General features: G+C 70.8%; 17 protein-coding genes and 1 pseudogene. 12 read left to right on the forward strand and 6 right to left on the reverse strand.

From position 1 onward, the window contains the following. Nucleotides 1–37 precede the first annotated feature (37 nt). Complete coding sequence (locus tag ACEN9V_RS05710; protein WP_413602486.1) at nt 38–832, reverse strand: hypothetical protein; 795 nt, start codon at nt 830–832, stop codon at nt 38–40. Nucleotides 833–947: 115 nt separating this feature from the next. On the opposite strand from ACEN9V_RS05710, the pseudogene ACEN9V_RS05715 reads away from it, so the two are divergent. Together ACEN9V_RS05715 and ACEN9V_RS05720 are read left to right on the forward strand one after the other, a co-directional pair. Continuing rightward, nucleotides 948–1,156: pseudogene (locus tag ACEN9V_RS05715) on the forward strand (AraC family transcriptional regulator); the annotation flags it as partial. A 52-nt stretch (nt 1,157–1,208) separates the two neighbouring features. Further along, the gene (locus ACEN9V_RS05720; protein WP_413602487.1) at nt 1,209–1,355 is read left to right on the forward strand and encodes a hypothetical protein; all 147 of its coding nucleotides are present in this window, start codon (nt 1,209–1,211) and stop codon (nt 1,353–1,355) included. Nucleotides 1,356–1,434: 79 nt separating this feature from the next. On the opposite strand, the gene ACEN9V_RS05725 is transcribed toward ACEN9V_RS05720, so the two are convergent. Further along, nucleotides 1,435–3,006 carry an inositol monophosphatase family protein gene (locus tag ACEN9V_RS05725; protein ID WP_413602488.1) on the reverse strand — a complete coding sequence of 524 codons (1,572 nt, stop codon included), beginning with the start codon at nt 3,004–3,006 and terminating at the stop codon, nt 1,435–1,437. Between the two features lie 142 nt (nt 3,007–3,148). Here ACEN9V_RS05725 and ACEN9V_RS05730 point away from each other — a divergent pair, with 142 nt between their 5' ends. Beyond that, on the forward strand, nt 3,149–3,628 hold the full coding sequence (locus ACEN9V_RS05730; protein ID WP_413602489.1) for a DUF3054 domain-containing protein: 480 nt from the start codon (nt 3,149–3,151) through the stop codon (nt 3,626–3,628). Between the two features lie 105 nt (nt 3,629–3,733). After that, nucleotides 3,734–3,973 carry a hypothetical protein gene (locus ACEN9V_RS05735; protein WP_413602490.1) on the forward strand — a complete coding sequence of 80 codons (240 nt, stop codon included), beginning with the start codon at nt 3,734–3,736 and terminating at the stop codon, nt 3,971–3,973. 160 nt (nt 3,974–4,133) lie between these two features. Here the strand turns inward: ACEN9V_RS05735 and ACEN9V_RS05740 are convergent, their stop codons facing one another. Genes ACEN9V_RS05740 through ACEN9V_RS05750 form a run of 3 tightly spaced genes read right to left on the reverse strand, consistent with a single transcriptional unit; the run spans nt 4,134 to nt 6,278 of the window. Further along, nucleotides 4,134–4,610, reverse strand: coding sequence for a dTDP-4-dehydrorhamnose 3,5-epimerase family protein (locus ACEN9V_RS05740; RefSeq protein ID WP_413602491.1), 477 nt, complete (start codon nt 4,608–4,610; stop codon nt 4,134–4,136). 52 nt (nt 4,611–4,662) lie between these two features. Further along, nucleotides 4,663–5,313, reverse strand: coding sequence for a spermidine/putrescine ABC transporter substrate-binding protein (locus tag ACEN9V_RS05745; RefSeq protein WP_413602492.1), 651 nt, complete (start codon nt 5,311–5,313; stop codon nt 4,663–4,665). 35 nt (nt 5,314–5,348) lie between these two features. Then, entirely contained in the window at nt 5,349–6,278 is a 930-nt protein-coding gene (locus ACEN9V_RS05750) for a DUF3097 domain-containing protein (RefSeq protein WP_413602493.1), read from the reverse strand. A gap of 51 nt (nt 6,279–6,329) precedes the next feature. Between ACEN9V_RS05750 and ACEN9V_RS05755 the strand changes: the two genes are divergently transcribed. After that, complete coding sequence (locus ACEN9V_RS05755) at nt 6,330–6,881, forward strand: GNAT family N-acetyltransferase (RefSeq protein WP_413602494.1); 552 nt, start codon at nt 6,330–6,332, stop codon at nt 6,879–6,881. On the opposite strand, the gene ACEN9V_RS05760 is transcribed toward ACEN9V_RS05755, so the two are convergent. Further along, nucleotides 6,832–7,110 (reverse strand): arginase family protein, encoded by a 279-nt coding sequence (locus tag ACEN9V_RS05760; RefSeq protein ID WP_413602495.1) that lies wholly within the window; start codon nt 7,108–7,110, stop codon nt 6,832–6,834. The genes ACEN9V_RS05755 and ACEN9V_RS05760 overlap by 50 nt on opposite strands. 68 nt (nt 7,111–7,178) lie before the next feature. Here ACEN9V_RS05760 and ACEN9V_RS05765 point away from each other — a divergent pair, with 68 nt between their 5' ends. From ACEN9V_RS05765 to ACEN9V_RS05795, 7 genes are all read left to right on the forward strand, one after another. Further along, complete coding sequence (locus tag ACEN9V_RS05765) at nt 7,179–8,228, forward strand: zinc-binding dehydrogenase (RefSeq protein WP_413602496.1); 1,050 nt, start codon at nt 7,179–7,181, stop codon at nt 8,226–8,228. Nucleotides 8,229–8,432: 204 nt separating this feature from the next. Further along, nucleotides 8,433–9,674, forward strand: a complete 1,242-nt coding sequence (locus ACEN9V_RS05770; protein WP_413602497.1) for an ROK family protein — start codon at nt 8,433–8,435, stop codon at nt 9,672–9,674. Nucleotides 9,675–9,815: 141 nt separating this feature from the next. Next, nucleotides 9,816–11,162 (forward strand): extracellular solute-binding protein, encoded by a 1,347-nt coding sequence (locus ACEN9V_RS05775; protein WP_413602498.1) that lies wholly within the window; start codon nt 9,816–9,818, stop codon nt 11,160–11,162. A gap of 161 nt (nt 11,163–11,323) precedes the next feature. Further along, entirely contained in the window at nt 11,324–12,214 is an 891-nt protein-coding gene (locus ACEN9V_RS05780; RefSeq protein ID WP_413602499.1) for a carbohydrate ABC transporter permease, read from the forward strand. A 467-nt stretch (nt 12,215–12,681) separates the two neighbouring features. After that, nucleotides 12,682–13,131 carry a carbohydrate ABC transporter permease gene (locus ACEN9V_RS05785; protein WP_413602500.1) on the forward strand — a complete coding sequence of 150 codons (450 nt, stop codon included), beginning with the start codon at nt 12,682–12,684 and terminating at the stop codon, nt 13,129–13,131. A 7-nt stretch (nt 13,132–13,138) separates the two neighbouring features. Further along, complete coding sequence (locus ACEN9V_RS05790; protein ID WP_413602501.1) at nt 13,139–14,443, forward strand: 6-phospho-beta-glucosidase; 1,305 nt, start codon at nt 13,139–13,141, stop codon at nt 14,441–14,443. Continuing rightward, nucleotides 14,431–15,528 carry an N-acetylglucosamine kinase gene (locus ACEN9V_RS05795; RefSeq protein ID WP_413602502.1) on the forward strand — a complete coding sequence of 366 codons (1,098 nt, stop codon included), beginning with the start codon at nt 14,431–14,433 and terminating at the stop codon, nt 15,526–15,528. Before ACEN9V_RS05790 ends, ACEN9V_RS05795 begins: the two co-directional genes overlap by 13 nt. Nucleotides 15,529–15,638: the final 110 nt, after the last annotated feature.

A 15,638-nucleotide genomic window follows, 5' to 3' on the forward strand; every position in this document is an offset into this window, starting at 1 on the left:
ACCGTCCAGTGGGTCGGTGCCGGATCGAGCGGGAAGGTCAGACGTCGAACCCGCCGAAGTCGCCACCGAAGTCGTCGAACCCACCGCCACCACCGAAGTCGGAGCCGCTGTCCCACGACGCGTTGTCGAACCCGCCGCCGTCGGATGCGCCGCCGTCACCGGAGTCGCCCCCAGTGTCCCCCGAACCACCGTCACCCGCATCCCCCGATGCGTCGGTGCCGCCGTCGAAGCCCGACGGATCGGGCAGGAACGCGCTCATCAGCGTCGAACCGATGACGTACCCGGCGACGGTCCCGAGGATCGACGCACCGAGCATGCTGCCGAACGACGGCCCCTGACGCTGGCCGAATGCACCGCCGGCACCGCCGCCCATCCCGCCGAGCGACCGCTCCATGAACCCGGGCTGTCGGATCTCGGACCGCGTGGCCGACTGCGCGAGCGATCGCGGGTCGTTGCCACGGGGTGCGTCGCCGGCCGGAGCCGTCCGGGTGAACTCGTCGTAGACCATCTGGCGCTGCTCGGGCGTGAGCCGCTCGAAGGCCTCGGCGTGCACCTCCTCGATCCGCTCCGGCGGCGCGGTGCGGAGCAGGTAACGGTAGCGCTCGACGGCCTGCTGGTCCTCGGTCCGAGCACCAGGACCGTACCCAGCACCAGCACCAGCACCAGCACCAGGACCGGAGCCAGCACCAGGACCGTAGCCGCCGGGAGCGCCGCTGGCGGGCTGGGCCGTGTCGTACGACTGCTGCCCGTACCGGTAGCCCTGCTGCTGTCCGTTCCACCCCTGCTGCTGCGATCGGTCTTCGCGGCCGAGCAGTCGGTCGAGGAATCCCATGTCGATGCTCCCAACGTGATCCGGGCACGGTGCCCGTGGAGTGCAACAGTAGAGACGCCGGACGACCGGTGACTGTGTGCACGCACAGAGTTCGGTGAACGAGGAGGATGGCACCATGACCGACCTCGACGAGCTCCGCCGACTCCGCCGTGCGCGGAGCCGGATGGACCGCGAGTACGCCGAGCCCCTCGACGTCCCCGCCTGGCCGCGTCGGCGTACACGTCCACCGCGCACTTCAGCCGGCGCTTCTGCGACGCCTACGGCGAGACCCCGTACGCCTACCTGATGACCCGGCGGATCGAACGTGCGCAGGCGCTGCTCCGCGAGCAGTTTCGAGAGAAGCGCGGGGCGCGGACGCCCGCCTAGCGTCGGTCGCATGACCATCCAGATCAGCGGCGTGCACGTGCTCGCCGACGACATCGACGCCGCCGTCGCCTTCTCCCGCGACACGATCGGCTTCTCCGTCCGCGACGCGGCCGTCCGCGACCCTGCTGGCAACATGGTCCGGATCGCCCAGGCCTGAGCAGGTCCGGAACCGGACCGAAGGCGGACGGGAGGCTCGTGGCGGCCCCGCCACGAGCCTCCCGGCCGTCCTCCACACGTCAGGGACGCACCGCACCCACCCAGACCGCGTGCAGTTCGTCGGCCGCACCCGGGTGCGCCACCAGGAACGGCGCACCCACCGGCGGGAACCCCTCGACCGGCCCGTCGACGGTCATGACGATGCCACCGGCCTCGTGCACGAGCAGCACGGCCGCACCGTGGTCGATCGGGTCGAACGCCGACACGCACCCGCCGATCCCCCGCCCCGCCGCGACCTGCGCGATCGTCAGCGTGCCGGAACCCTGGACGCGGAGCGTGCAGGACCGCGCGGCGAGGGCGTCGAGGAACGCGCCGAACCCCGGCCACGGCAGGTGTCCGTCGAGCTCGGTCCCGACGACCGCGCCCGCCAACGACCTCGGGGTGTCGTCGAGCCGGAGCTGCCGGTCGCGGATCACGGCGCCGCGTCCCCGACGCGCCTCGAACACCTCGCCACGCCACGGATCCGCGACGACGCCGACGAGCGGACGCCCGCTCCGGGTGAGACAGAGCGACGTGCTCGTCCACGGGACGCCGTTCGCGAGGTTCGTCGTCCCGTCCACCGGGTCGAGGTACCAGCGGTGCTTGTCGCCTGGCGCATGGCCGTACTCCTCGCCGGAGAAGCCGTGCGTGGGGAACGCCGCACGGACGCGACCCCTGACGTGCTGCTCGACGAGCCGGTCGACGTCCGTGACGAGATCGGCCTCGTGCGCCTTCGTCGTCACCGAGCCGACCGGGTGCTCCCGCGTGTACGCGATCACCTCGTGCGCGATCCGGTGCGCGAGCGCCTGTGCCCGCGAGGCCACCTCGGCCTCGGTCGCCTCGTGGTCCGGCTCCGGCCACCCGTCCCGTTCGGCCGCGGCGAGCGCTGCACGGACGGCGGCGAGGTCGTTCGTGGTGATCGAGTCCGCGCCGAGCCGAGCCGCCCAGATCGCCGGCTCCGGTGCGTCCACGGTCCACACCGCGACCTGCAGCCCGAGGTCGTGGGCGGCCTCGATGGTCCTCGGGGTCAGGAAGGCGACGTCGAGGTTCAGCGTCGACGGCCCGAGCGCCACCAGGTCGTCGGGCGTCGGCGGGTCGAGCGATGCCCACGCCAGCCAGACGTCCGCGTCCGGGAGCACCTCGCGCACCGCAGCCATCGCCTCCTGCGCTCCGCACCACGCGACGGCGACGGCGGCGCTCGACGACGCCGCCGTGCGTGCGGCGACGCGGGCGTCCTCGGCGTCGGTGAGGTCGATCAGCAGCGACGACCCGCAGCCGTCCAGCCGTTCCAGCACCGCGTCGAGCCGCGGGATGCGGTCGAGGCCGTTCCCGAGCCGGGCGACGTCGCACCACGGCACGTCCGCCACCCGACGCGCGTCGCCCCACATCCGGCCGAGCGTCTCGTCGTGCAGCAGGACGGCGACACCGTCCGCCGTCCGCCGGACGTCCACCTCGATCACATCGGCGCCGAGCGCCTCGGCCACCGCGACGGCCGGCAGGGTGTTCTCGCGGCGGACCCGTGGTGCACCACGGTGCGCCACCAGGCGCGGCATCCGGACGGACGGGAGGCTCGGTTCGGCCGGACGACTCCGGGTCGCGTCCGTCGTCGTCATGGCTCTGCCCTCCGTGGAGACTTCCGTCCCGCGTCGTCACGGTTCGGTCTCGCATCGTCGCGGACCCGGTTGAACACCAGGTTGCCGGGTGCACCACCGGCAGGTGAACTCGTTGCCGCGTCGTGCCTGCGACAATGAGGCGGTGACCGATCGCACCTGGGGCTGGCTCGCAGCCGTCATCGACGTCGTCCTGATCATCGTGTTCGCACTGATCGGTCGGTCGTCTCACGGCGAGGCGTCCTCGTTGGTCGGACTGTGGACCACCGCGTACCCGTTCCTCGCGGGATGGGCGATCGCCTACGTCACGAGTGGTGCGTGGGCCCGCCCGCTGCGTTTCTGGCCGACCGGTGTCGTCGCGTGGATCCTCACGGTGTTCGTCGGCATGGCCATCCGCGTCGCGACCGGGCAGGGTGTGGTCGACGGCAACCCGCTGCCGATCTCGTTCGTCATCGTCGCGACGATCGTGCTCGGCGTGTTCCTGCTCGGGTGGCGGGCGATCGCGCGGGGTGTCCTCCGGGCGGTCGCGCGACGGCAGCGGCGGTCGGCCCCGGCGGTCGAGGACGACCCGGCGAACGACGCCCCGTCGACGGAGCCCTCGGCCGGTGTGACGCCGGGCACCTGAGCGGGCGACCCGCTGCCGTCGCCGTGCTCACGCACGGGCGGAGGCGAGTCCGGCGATGATCACCTCGATGGCGAAGTCCCCGAGCGCCTCACACTGCGGGAGCAGGTGGACATCATCGCCGACGTCGTCGGCACGCCTGTCGCCGTTCCGGTGCAGACCGAACACGAGAGCGCCGCGATGCTGTCCCGTCACCTCCCGGATGTCTGGGTCCGGCAGATCATCGCGGACTGGCGGCACGCAGACGGTGCAGCACCCGCGATCTCCGACGAGTACACGCGCATCACCGGCAAGCCGTCGCGGACGTTCCGGCAGTGGGTCGAGGACCACGTCGACCTGTTCGCCTGAGACCCGCGTCCGCACCGCGCCGTCCGGGCGTGGTCAGATCAGCGCGATTCGGCGGCACCACCGAGTTCAGCGAGCGGGTTCACGCCGGTTCTCGCAACTCCGAGAGGTTCGGGTGGTGGCGGTCGCGTTCTGAGAGCAGCGCTTCGCTGAGAGGGATCGGCTACCGCACGGCAGCCGTCGGATCGGCGAGGTTCACGAACGATGCGGATTCGTAGGCGTCTGGCGACCAGTGCTGGTCGACGCTGTAGAGGTAGTGCAGGTCGGTCAGGCACTGGTACGAGTTCGCCACACCGGCGGGGACGAACACCGCGGTCTCGTCGTCGAGCTCGACCGTGACCGACGTCCCGAACGTCGATCCTTCGCGCAGGTCGAGGTAGGCACCGAACGCGCGCCCGTCGACGAGCGAGACGTACTTGTTCCACGGCTCTGCGTGGAAGCCGCGCGTCGATCGCTCCTTGTTGAACGCGACACTCGTCTGCACCACCGAGAAGTCCCGAGGGAGGCCCGCCTCGATCAGCTTCGCGCGGTGGAACTTCTCCTGGAACCAGCCACGGTCGTCACCCACCTTGCTGACGGTGAACACCACGAGCCCGGGGATGGCAGTCGTCTGGCCATGGACATGCGTCGTTGCAGTCATCCCGCCAGGCTAGCTCCCTTCGCGGAGCGGTCCGGTGGGCGAAGCGGGGACGTCAGAACAAGCCGCCGCGTGACCCGTCACCGTCGAGCCCGCGGAACATGTCGGACACGAGCGCCTCGATCTGCGGCTCGACCAGACGTTCGACGGCCTCGGCGATCCGCGGCCGGTGGTCGATGAGCGCGAGGCACACCGCCGTCCCCGTCGAGCGGGCGCACTCGTCGGAGAGGTCGATCTCGTGCCGGAGTGCCGCCTTCGCCTCGTCGGACAGGGGCTCGCGCGGTGCGGCGTCCGACGTTGCCCCGGTGCCGGCGAGCTCGCCGAGCGTGAAGAGGAACGGTGCGCCCTCCTGCGGCTGCGGGTCGACGTCGAGCCCCTGGAACTCGGGCGAGAGTCCCTCGGCCGGCTGGTACCCGGCGTCACGCTTGCGGGCGGCGGCGCGTTCGAGCTCTCGCTGCAGCAGCGGCAGGTTCTTCGCCGTGTAGTCGTCGACGGAGTCCTCGATGATCGTCGAGATCCGACCGATCAGCGCGTGCTGGACGGGATGCGGCACGTCGGGCCCGAAGCCCGCGGCGCTGGCGATCGGCGACCCGGTGCACTTCCGGCAGATGCGGGTGCGGGGACGGGCGGTCCCGATCTGCCAGCGCGGGAGCCAGCGCAGCCAGACGTCGACGGCGTTCCGCACGCGCCCGTCGATGCCGTCCATGTTCCCAGGGTATGCGCCACCCCGGGGATCCGCGGCTAGGAGACGGGTTCGGTGACGAAGTCGATGAGCTCCTCGACACGGCCGAGCAGCTGCGGCTCGAGATCGGCGAACGTCCGCACCCGCCCGAGGATCCGCTGCCACGCCCTGGCGATGTCGGCCTGCTCGGCGTGCGGCCACCCGAGTGCCTGGCAGATGCCCTTCTTCCACTCGATCGACCGCGGGATGGTCGGCCACTGCTCGAGACCCACCCGCCCGGGCTTCACCGACTGCCAGACGTCGACGAACGGGTGCCCGACGACGAGCACGTGTGCACCCCACTTGCCCCGCATCACGGCGTCGGCGAAGCGGGACTCCTTCGACCCGGGAACCAGGTGGTCGACGAGCACACCCACTCGGCGGTCCCGCGACGGGCGGAACTCCTCGAGCACGTCGGCCAGGTTGTCCACGCCGGAGAGTTCCTCGACGACGACGCCCTCCACGCGGAGGTCGGCGCCCCAGACCTTCTCCACGAGTTCGGCATCGTGCTTGCCCTCGACCATGATCCGGGAGGGCAGCGCCACGCGCGCTCGCTGCGCCTCGACGGCGAACGATCCGGAGGCGGTGCGGAGGCGACCACCGTCCGACGCGTGGCGGACCGCCGGACCGGCACCGGGCCTCCCGTCCGATCCGGCGCGAGCCGGGGGTGCCGCTGCGGCAGAGCGCCCGACCGGCGCCTGCGGGCGACCCAGGGTGACGAGCTCGCCCTCGAGCAGGAACTGGCCGGTGAAGGGGAACGAGCGGGTGCGGCCCTTCCAGTCCTCGAGCGCGACGGTGCCGGCTTCGAGGCCGACCACGGCGCCGGCCCACCCGGAGGCGGGGTCCTCGAGCACCATGTCGCGTTCGAGCGGCACCTGCCGCACCTTCTTGACGCCCTTCGAGCGCCAGTCGCCCGAGAGCACATCGCTGCCGTACCGGTCGTCGTCCACCCGCACGAGGGTAGCGCCCATCCTTCCGACTCTGGCGTGTACGTTCGTGTCATGGATCTGAAACTCCACTCGATGGACCTCGCTGAGCCCACGGACCGAACCCTTTTCGTCGAGTTCCTGACCACGAATCGATTTCCGTTCCACGTCTCCGCGTCGCCGACACGAGGGGCCATTGAGAAACGGATCGACGACGGCGCCTTCGCCTCCCCAGAGCACGCGGTGTTCCGGGTCGACGTCGACGGTGCGCTCACCGGCATCGTCGTCCTCGATGACCTCGACGACGATGCGCCGATGATCGACATCCGCCTTGCTGAACCTTCGCGGGGGAACGGCATCGGGACCGTGCTCGTCGGCGCACTGGCCGATCATGTCTTCGCCGCGTTCCCCGACATCACGAGGATCGAGGCGCAGACTCGCGACGACAACGTCGCCATGCGGAAGGCCCTTGCGCGCAACAGCTGGGTGCAGGAAGCGCACTACCGCCGCACGTGGCCGGTCGACGGCGGTGCGCCGCGGGACTCCGTCGCCTACGGGATCCTGCGCGAGGACCACCTCAACGGGACGACGACTCCATTCCTGACGGACGATCCGCTGACGGCATGAACGCGGCATCGAGCGTCCGAGCCAGGACTTCCGCAGCGGCGAGCGCCGACCGGTGAGCACCTTCACCCTCACCGATGAGTTCGACGATGTCGACACCCAGGATGCGGCGCCGTGACACCAGTCGACAGATGAGGTCGATGAGTTCGTGGGTACTGAAGCCTCCGGGCACCGGCGTGCCCGTGCGAGTTCGCACCGTGGCTCCGCCCGAGGTGCGTAGAGTCGGAGTCATATACCGTCGCCGAGAGACCGGAGCGCCATTGCTCAGCGGGTGCCTCGTCTCCTTGAAAGGACAGCTTCTTGCGCGCAGCAGTCATCCACGCCCCTCGCGACATCCGGGTCGAGGACCGCGACCAGCCATCGCTCATCAGCCAGCGGGACGCGGTCGTCAAGGTCGCGGCCGCGTGCGTGTGCGGGTCGGACCTCTGGCCGTACCGGGGCGTGACCGAGACGAAGCACGCGCGCCCCATCGGCCACGAGATGATCGGTGAGGTCACCGCGGTCGGCAGCGAGGTGACCGGGCTCGCGGTCGGTGACTTCGTGATCTCCCCCTTCACCATGAACGACGGCACCTGCCAGGCGTGCCGCAACGGCATGACGACGGGCTGCGAGCACCTCTCCGGCTTCGGCGGCAAGGACGCGTACGGCGACCCGGTCGGTGGCGCACAGGCGCAGTACGTGCGTGTCCCCGACGCGTCGGCGACGCTCGTGGTGGTCCCTGGTCCGGTCGACCCGGCGCTGTACCCGTCGCTGCTCACCCTGTCGGACGTCTTCTCGACCGGGCACCACGCGGCGGTCTCGGCAGCGGTCGGCCCCGGCAAGACCGTCGTCGTGGTCGGTGACGGCGCGGTCGGGCTCTGCGCCGTGCTCGCGGCGAAGCGCCTCGGAGCGGCGCGCATCATCGCGATGAGCCGGCACGCCGACCGTCAGGCGCTCGCGCGGGAGTTCGGTGCGACGGACATCGTCGAGACCCGCGGCGACGAGGGCGTGCAGGCCGTGCGGGACCTGCTCGGCGGGGACCTCGCCGACTGCGCGGTCGAGGCCGTCGGTACCGAGGAGAGCATGGACCAGGCGCTGCACGTCGTGCGGGCCGGCGGCAACCTCGGCTTCGTCGGGGTGCCGCACGGGGTGCCGACGATCGGGATGCGCTACCTGTTCGACACGAACATCACGGTGGGCGGCGGCATGGCCCCCGCACGCACCTACATCCCCGAGCTCCTGCCCGACGTGCTGTCCGGTGCGATCGACCCGGGTCGCGTCTTCGACCTGGAGCTCCCCCTCGACGAGGCAGCCGAGGCGTACGCAGCGATGGACGAGCGTCGCGCGATCAAGGTGCTGCTGCGCCCGTAGGCAGACACGGTCCCACCCATGACACCCGCGGTGGGAAGCGGATTCGCGCGTAGGAGGCCCGAACATCCGGCCTCCTACGCGCGATTCGGCCCTCGACGCGCGTTTCGGCCCGCACCCCCGCCGGTGTTTCCGAGAGCAGAACGCGTGTTTCGAATCGGTAAACAAACCTTTCAGTAAAGAAGGTTGTCCGTTACTGTCCTCGACATGAGCACACGCGGACGCACTCCAGGGCAGCCGGCACTGCTGCGCGTGCTGAACGACCGCGCCGCCCTCGCGCTGCTCCTCGACGACGGCCCGATGACCAGGAACGAGATCGCCCAGCGCACCGGGCTCAGCAAGCCCACCGCGGCCGAGATCATCCGCCGGCTCGAGGCAGCCGGACTCATCCGCGAAGCCGGCACCGAGTCGCAGGCCGGCCGTCGTGGCCCGAGCGCCGTCGTCTACCAGGCGATCACCGACCGGGACCTCGCCGTCGCCGTGGACGTCCAGCTCGTCGACGTCCGATCCACCGTGGTCGACGCCACCGGCCGCACCTACCCCGTCGCCGAGCACCGGATGTCGGAGACCGAGATGCAGGACCCCGGCGAGGACATCGTCGCCGCAGCCGTCGGTCGTGCCGCAGCAGCCGCGGGCGTGGACCCCGACCTCGTCACCGCCGTCGCGGTGGGCGTGCAGGCCTCCGTCGACCACGCCACCGACACCCTCATCTTCACCGACGGCCTGCCCGGCTGGCCCCGCGAGCAGGTCTCCGAGACGCTGTCGAAGCAGCTCGGCGTACAGGTCCTCGTCGAGAACGACGCGAACCTCGCCGCCATCGCCGAGCGGAACATGGGTGCCGGCCGCACCCCGGAGAGCTTCGCGCTGTTCTGGATGGCGGAGGGCCTCGGCATGGCGCTCGACCTCGACGGTCGCCTGCACACCGGCGCCTCCGGAGCCGCCGGCGAGCTCGGCTACCTGAGCGTGCCCGCCGACGCGCTCCCCCTCGACCCGACGGCGACGATCGTCGCGGACCTCATCTCCGAGTCCGCGATCATCGCCCTCGCCGCCGAACACGGGATCACGGCTCCGGACGGCAGTGCTGCCGACTGGCGCCAGGTGCTTCCGCAGCTGCCGGGGCTCCCCGAGCAGCACCCGTTCACGATCGCCCTCGGCGAGCGCGTGGGGCACAACGTGCTCCCCGCCCTCGCCGTCGCCGATCCCGAGACGGTCGTCCTGCACGGCCCGACCGGGATCGCAGGCGGTCCCGCACTGGCCGCCGCCGTGACCGCCTGGCTCAGGACCCGCACCCGCTGGTCCACCGCCGTGGTGGCACCGGGCGTCCCCGACACCCCCGTCCTGCACGGCGCACGACACGTCCTCATCGACGTCGTGCGCACCGCGCTCGGCGACCGACTCGAACGCATCAGCGACGATGCGGCCGAGGCGGCCACCGCCGAGCACGCCTGAACCGCACCACCCACCCGCACCACTCGAGGCACCACATCCCCAGCCCTGTCCGAGGGCTCTTCGGCGCGCCCGGATCCGGCACCACACAACCGTGTGACGCCGACCGGACCGCCGGAGCGAGAGCAGAGAGCGAGTTCCGCAGTGTCCCACTCACCGAACCGGCGGGTCATCCGCCGCATCCTCACCGCGACCGCGGTCGCGACCACCGGCGCACTCGTCGTCGCCGGCTGCAGCTCCGGCAGCAGCGCGTCCTCGATCGACAAGACCGCCCCGAAGGAGCTCAAGGGCACCGTGTCCCTGTGGCACTTCTTCACGGGCCGCGAAGCCGGTGTCGTGAAGAGCGCCGTCGCCGGCTTCGAGAAGGCCAACCCTGGCGTCACGGTCGACATCCACGCCGGTCAGGACGACGAGAAGCTCCAGAAGGCGATCTCGTCCGGCCAGAACATCGACGTGGGCTTGTCGTACTCGACGGCGATCGTCGGCAGCTTCTGCTCGTCCGGCGCCTTCCGCGACCTGTCGCCGTACATCAAGCGCGACAAGGTGGACCTGTCCGACATCCCGAAGGCCGTGCGCTCGTACACCGAGTACAAGGGCACGCGGTGCACGCTGCCCGCCCTGGCCGACGTCAGCGCGCTGATGTACAACAGGCCCGCGATGGCCGCAGCCGGCATCACCACCCCGCCGAAGACGCTCGACGAGCTCAAGGCCGACGCGCTCAAGATGACGACGTACAACGCCGACGGCTCGATCAAGCAGCTCGGCTTCAACCCGCTCATCGACTTCTACGAGAACTCCCCGGAGCACTGGGCGCCGATGATCGACGGCACGTGGCTCGACAGCAAGGGCAACAGCGAGATCGGCACCTCCGCGAACTGGAAGAAGCTCATCCAGTGGCAGAAGGACTTCGTCGACGAGATCGGCTACGACAAGCTCAAGGCCTTCACGTCGGGCCTCGGCCAGGAGTTCGCCGCCGACAATGCGTTCCAGACCGGCCAGGTCGCGATGCAGATCGACGGCGAGTACCGCACGGCGTTCATCAAGGACCAGAAGCCGGACCTCGACTACGGCACTGCGCCGACCCCGGTGATGGACGGCGTCGGCAACTACGGCTCGACGTACATCGCGGGCAACGTCGCCGGCATCGCGAAGGGCTCGAAGAACCCGGAGCTCGCCTGGGCGCTGCTGAAGTACCTGTCGACGAACACCGACGCGCAGGTCACGATGGGCAACGGCCTGAAGAACATCCCGACGCTCACCTCGGCACTGCAGTCGCCGAAGCTCGAGGTCGACGAGAACTACAAGACCTTCGTCGACGTCGCGGGCAACAAGGACACGATGACCTCGCCCGGGACCGCGGACGGCGCCGCCTACATCGGCACCTTCACGAAGTTCTGGCAGGCGTACCAGGAGAACGGCGGCGACCTCGACGCCAAGCTCAAAAAGCTCGACTCCGACATCGACAACGCCAACCAGCTGGCTGGTCCGTGACCATGACGGACCTCACCACCCCGGAAACCGGCAGCCTGGAGGCGCGGCCCACCCGCGCCTCCCGGCCGCCGGCCCCAGCAGGGCCCGGTTCGACGGCCCCTGGAAGCCGGCCACGCCGGCGCCGCTCCGCCGAGTCGCGCCGTCGACTCGTCGCGCTGACCATGCTCGCCCCGGCCCTGGCGGGCCTCGTGGTCTTCTTCGCCTACCCGCTCGTCGCGAGCGTCTTCTACTCGTTCACGCGCTACAACCAGCTGCAGGAGCCCCAGTTCGTCGGGCTGCTGAACTACAAGTTCCTGTTCACGCAGGATCCGCAGATCTGGCCGGCCGTCGTCAACACCGCGTGGTTCGTCGTCATCCTGGTGCCGGTCCGGATCGTCTGCGGGCTGCTCGTCGCCGGACTCCTCAGTCGGGCGAAGACCGCGACCGGGTTCTGGCGGACGCTGTTCTACCTGCCCGCCCTGGTCCCGCCGGTCGCGAGCGTCGTGGCCTTCGTGTTCCTCTTCAACCCCGGCACCGGCCCCGTCAACCAGATCCTGAAGTTCTTCGGGATCGACGGGCCGCTGTGGTTCAACGACCCGGCGTGGTCGAAGCCGTCGCTCGTGATCATGGGCGTCTGGGTGATGGGCGACATCATGATCATCTTCCTGGCGTCGCTCCTCGACGTACCGCGCGACCTGTACGAGGCCGCGTCGCTCGACGGGGCGAACAGCGTCCAGCAGGTGCGGCACATCACGCTGCCGACGATCGCCCCGGTGATCGGGTTCGCCGCCGTGACGGGGGTGATCGCGGCCCTGCAGTACTTCACCGAGGCCGCGGTCGCGTCAGGGGTCGCGTCGGGCAAGGCGACGATCGGCGGTGGTACGGCGGCGCAGCTCGGGTACCCGGGCACCTCGCTGCTGACCTACACCGAGCTGCTCTACCAGCACGGGTTCGCGAACTTCCAGTTCGGGTACGCGTCCGCGATGGCCGTCGTGCTGTTCGTGGTCACCGCGATCGTGCTCGTGTTCACCATGCGACGAATTTCCGTGTTCAGGCCGGAGGCCGACCAATGAACACTGCCCGGCCGGAGGAGTCCTGATGACCGCCGTCTCCCAATCCCCGCTCGCCCGGGCAGCCCGTGGCGCGGCACCCCGCACGGGCGGGCCCCGTCGGAGCCTGCTGCTCTGGATCGCCGAGCACGCCGCACTCGTCGCGCTCGGTGTCCTGACCCTCGCCCCGATCGTCTTCGTCGTCCTGACCTCGCTGATGTCGAGCAACCAGGCGCTGACGGCGTCGATCATCCCGAAGCCGTTCGACTTCTCGAACTACGCCAGGGTCTTCAGCGAACTGCCGCTCGCCCAGTGGTTCGGGAACTCCGCGCTCTACGCCGTGCTCGCCACCGCGTTCATGCTCCTGAGCTCGGTGCCCGCCGCGTACGCGCTCGCGCAGATCAAGTTCAAGGGCGCGAACCTCATCTTCACGGTGATCATCGTGGCGATGCTCCTGCCCCCCGCAGGTCACCGCGGTCCCGGTCTACGTGATGTGGTCGCACCTGCACCTGACCGGCACGCTCTGGCCGCTGATCCTGCCGAACCTGCTCGGCGACGCGTTCAGCATCTTCCTGCTCCGGCAGTTCTTCATGACGATCCCGAAGGAGTACGGGGACGCCGCGCGCATGGACGGCTGCAGCGAGTGGGGTGTCCTGATGCGGGTCGTCGTCCCGATGGCCAGGCCCGGCATCGCGTCGGCGGCGATCTTCATGTTCTTCAACTCGTGGAACGACTACTACGGCCCGCTCCTCTACGCGTCCGAGAACCAGGCAGCCTGGCCGGTCGCGTACGGACTCGCCACGTTCCGCGGCCAACACGGCACCGACTGGTCCATGACGATGGCGATGACCGTCGTCGTCATGGTCCCCGTCGTCGTCATCTTCTTCTTCGCACAGAAGGCATTCGTCGAGGGCATCGCGCTCACCGGCGTGAAGGGATAGCACCACAGTGAAACTCGCAGTCATCGGTGGCGGTTCCACCTACACCCCCGAACTCGTGGACGGCTTCGCCCGGCTCCGAGACCAGCTCCCCATCGACGAGCTCTGGCTCGTCGACCCCGATCCCGAACGCCGGGAACTCGTCGGCGGTGTCGCGAAGCGGATGTTCGCGCACGCCGGGCACCCGGGCACCGTGCACGTCACCGACGACGTCGTCGCCGGGGTGTCCGACGCCGACGCGGTCATGTTCCAGCTCCGCATCGGCGGCCAGGCCGCCAGGCAGCAGGACGAGACCTGGCCGCACGAGGCGTGCTGCATCGGGCAGGAGACGACCGGCCCCGGCGGCTTCGCGAAGGCGCTCCGCACCGTGCCGGTCGTGCTCGAGTACGCCGAGCTCGTCCGGAAGCACGCGAAGCCGGACGCCTGGATCGTGGACTTCACGAACCCGGTCGGCATCGTCACCCGTGCGCTGCTCGAGGCCGGGCACCGCGCCGTGGGCCTGTGCAACGTGGCGATCGGCTTCCAGCGCCGCTTCGCCCGGGAGTTCCAGGTCGCCCCGACGTCGGTCCGCCTGGACCACGTCGGGCTGAACCACCTGACGTGGGAGCGTGGCGTGCACGTCACCGGCGCCGACGGCACCACGCGCGACGTCCTCGACGAGCTGCTCGCGCCGGGCGACGCACTGACCCGGATGGCCGAGAGCGTGCACATGCACGAGGACCTCATCCGGCTGCAGCACGCCGTGCCGTCGTACTACCTGCGCTACTTCTACAGCCACGACATCGTGCTCGAGGAACAGCTCCACGAGCCCACCCGAGCCGAGGCCGTGATGGCGACCGAGCAGGCCCTCCTCGCGAAGTACGCCGATCCCTCCGTGGTCACGAAGCCCGTCGAGCTCGAGCAGCGCGGCGGCGCGTACTACTCCGAGGCGGCGATCGACGTGCTGTCCTCGATCCTCGGGGACCGCGGCGACGTGCAGGTGCTCAACGTGCGGAACGACGGCACGTTCCCGTTCCTCCCCGACGACCACGTCATCGAGGTCCCTGCGCGCGTCACCCGTCAGGCGATCACCCCGCTGCCGGTCGCACCGCTCGACGCGGACATGGTGGGGCTGGTCTCGCACGTCGCCGGGTACGAACGCCTGGCGCTCGACGCCGCGGTGCGCGGCGGTCGCGACCGGGTGCTCCGGGCGATGTGGGCGCACCCCCTCGTGGGGCAGGTCGACAAGGCCGAGCAGCTCACGGACCTGCTCCTGGCCGCGAACGCGGAACACCTGCCGTGGACGCGATCGGAGCAGGTGACGTGGGCGGGCTGAGCCGGACCGGCGAGGCGGAGCCGGGTCGGTCCTCCAGTCCGGTGATCGGTCTGCCGGACGCGGGCCGCGTGACGGACGTGGTGCTCGCGGTCGACGGCGGCGGCAGCAAGACCGACGTCGTCGCGATCGGGCTCGACGGTTCGCTCGTCGCGCACGCGCGTGGGCCCGGCTCGAACCCGCAGACCCGCGGGTGGGACCTCGCAGGCCCGATCATCGACGGGGTCCGCGCACGGGTGCTCCGGGAGCTCGGTGACCGGCGGATCCGGACGACGCACGTGTACCTCGCCGGACTCGACCTGCACGACGAACTCGTCGCGGCGACCGCGGCGCTCGCGCACTGGGACGAGGACGGCGGCGCGCCCGACGTCCTCGACAACGACCTGTTCGCGCTGCTGCGGGCCGGCACGCTGTCGCCGGACGCAGCCGCCGTGGTGTGCGGCACCGGCATCAACGCGCTCGCGGTCCGTGCCGACGGGGAGACCTCGCGCTTCCCGGCGATCGGCGACGTGTCCGGCGACTGGGGCGGCGGGGCGTACCTCGGCAACCGCGCGCTCTGGCACGCGGCCCGTGCGGACGACGGGCGTGGACCGGCCACGGCGCTCGTGGACGCGGTGCCTGCTGCACTCGGGCTCGGGTCCGTCCGCGAGGTCACCGAGGCGATCCACTTCGGCCGGCTCGACGAACGCGTGTTCAACCGGCTCTGCCCCGTGCTGTTCGAGGTCGCCGGTGCCGGGGACGTCGTCGCTGCCGGGGTCGTCGCGCGGCAGGCGGAGGAGATCGTGCTGCTGGCGTCGGTGGCGCTCGGGCGGCTCGGCCTCGGCGGATCGGCATCGTCGCCGGTGCCCGTCGTGCTCGGTGGCGGGGTGCTCGCTGCCCGGCACCCGCTCCTCGTCGACGCGGTGGTGTCCGGGCTCGCGGCGCGGGTGCCGGGTGCCGTGCCGACGTGGGTCACCGCTCCCCCGGTGCTCGGTGCCGGGTTCGCGGCGCTCGAGTCCGTCGGGGCGGGGGCTCCTGCGCTCGAGCGGTACCGGGCCGCGGTGCTGTCCCGTTCGTTCGCGAGCACGGCGGCGCTGCCGCTGGCCTAGCGGCGGCCGCGGCCTGCGGGGGGCGGCCGGCGGCGGGGGCGGCGGGGGGCGGCGGGCGCGGGCTGCGGCCTGTTCCGCGAAAGCGACAACCCCACCCGAGCAACTCGGGT

Origin of the sequence: Curtobacterium sp. Curtsp57 (assembly GCF_047324335.1) — a bacterium.
Classification (GTDB): Bacteria; Actinomycetota; Actinomycetes; order Actinomycetales; family Microbacteriaceae; genus Curtobacterium.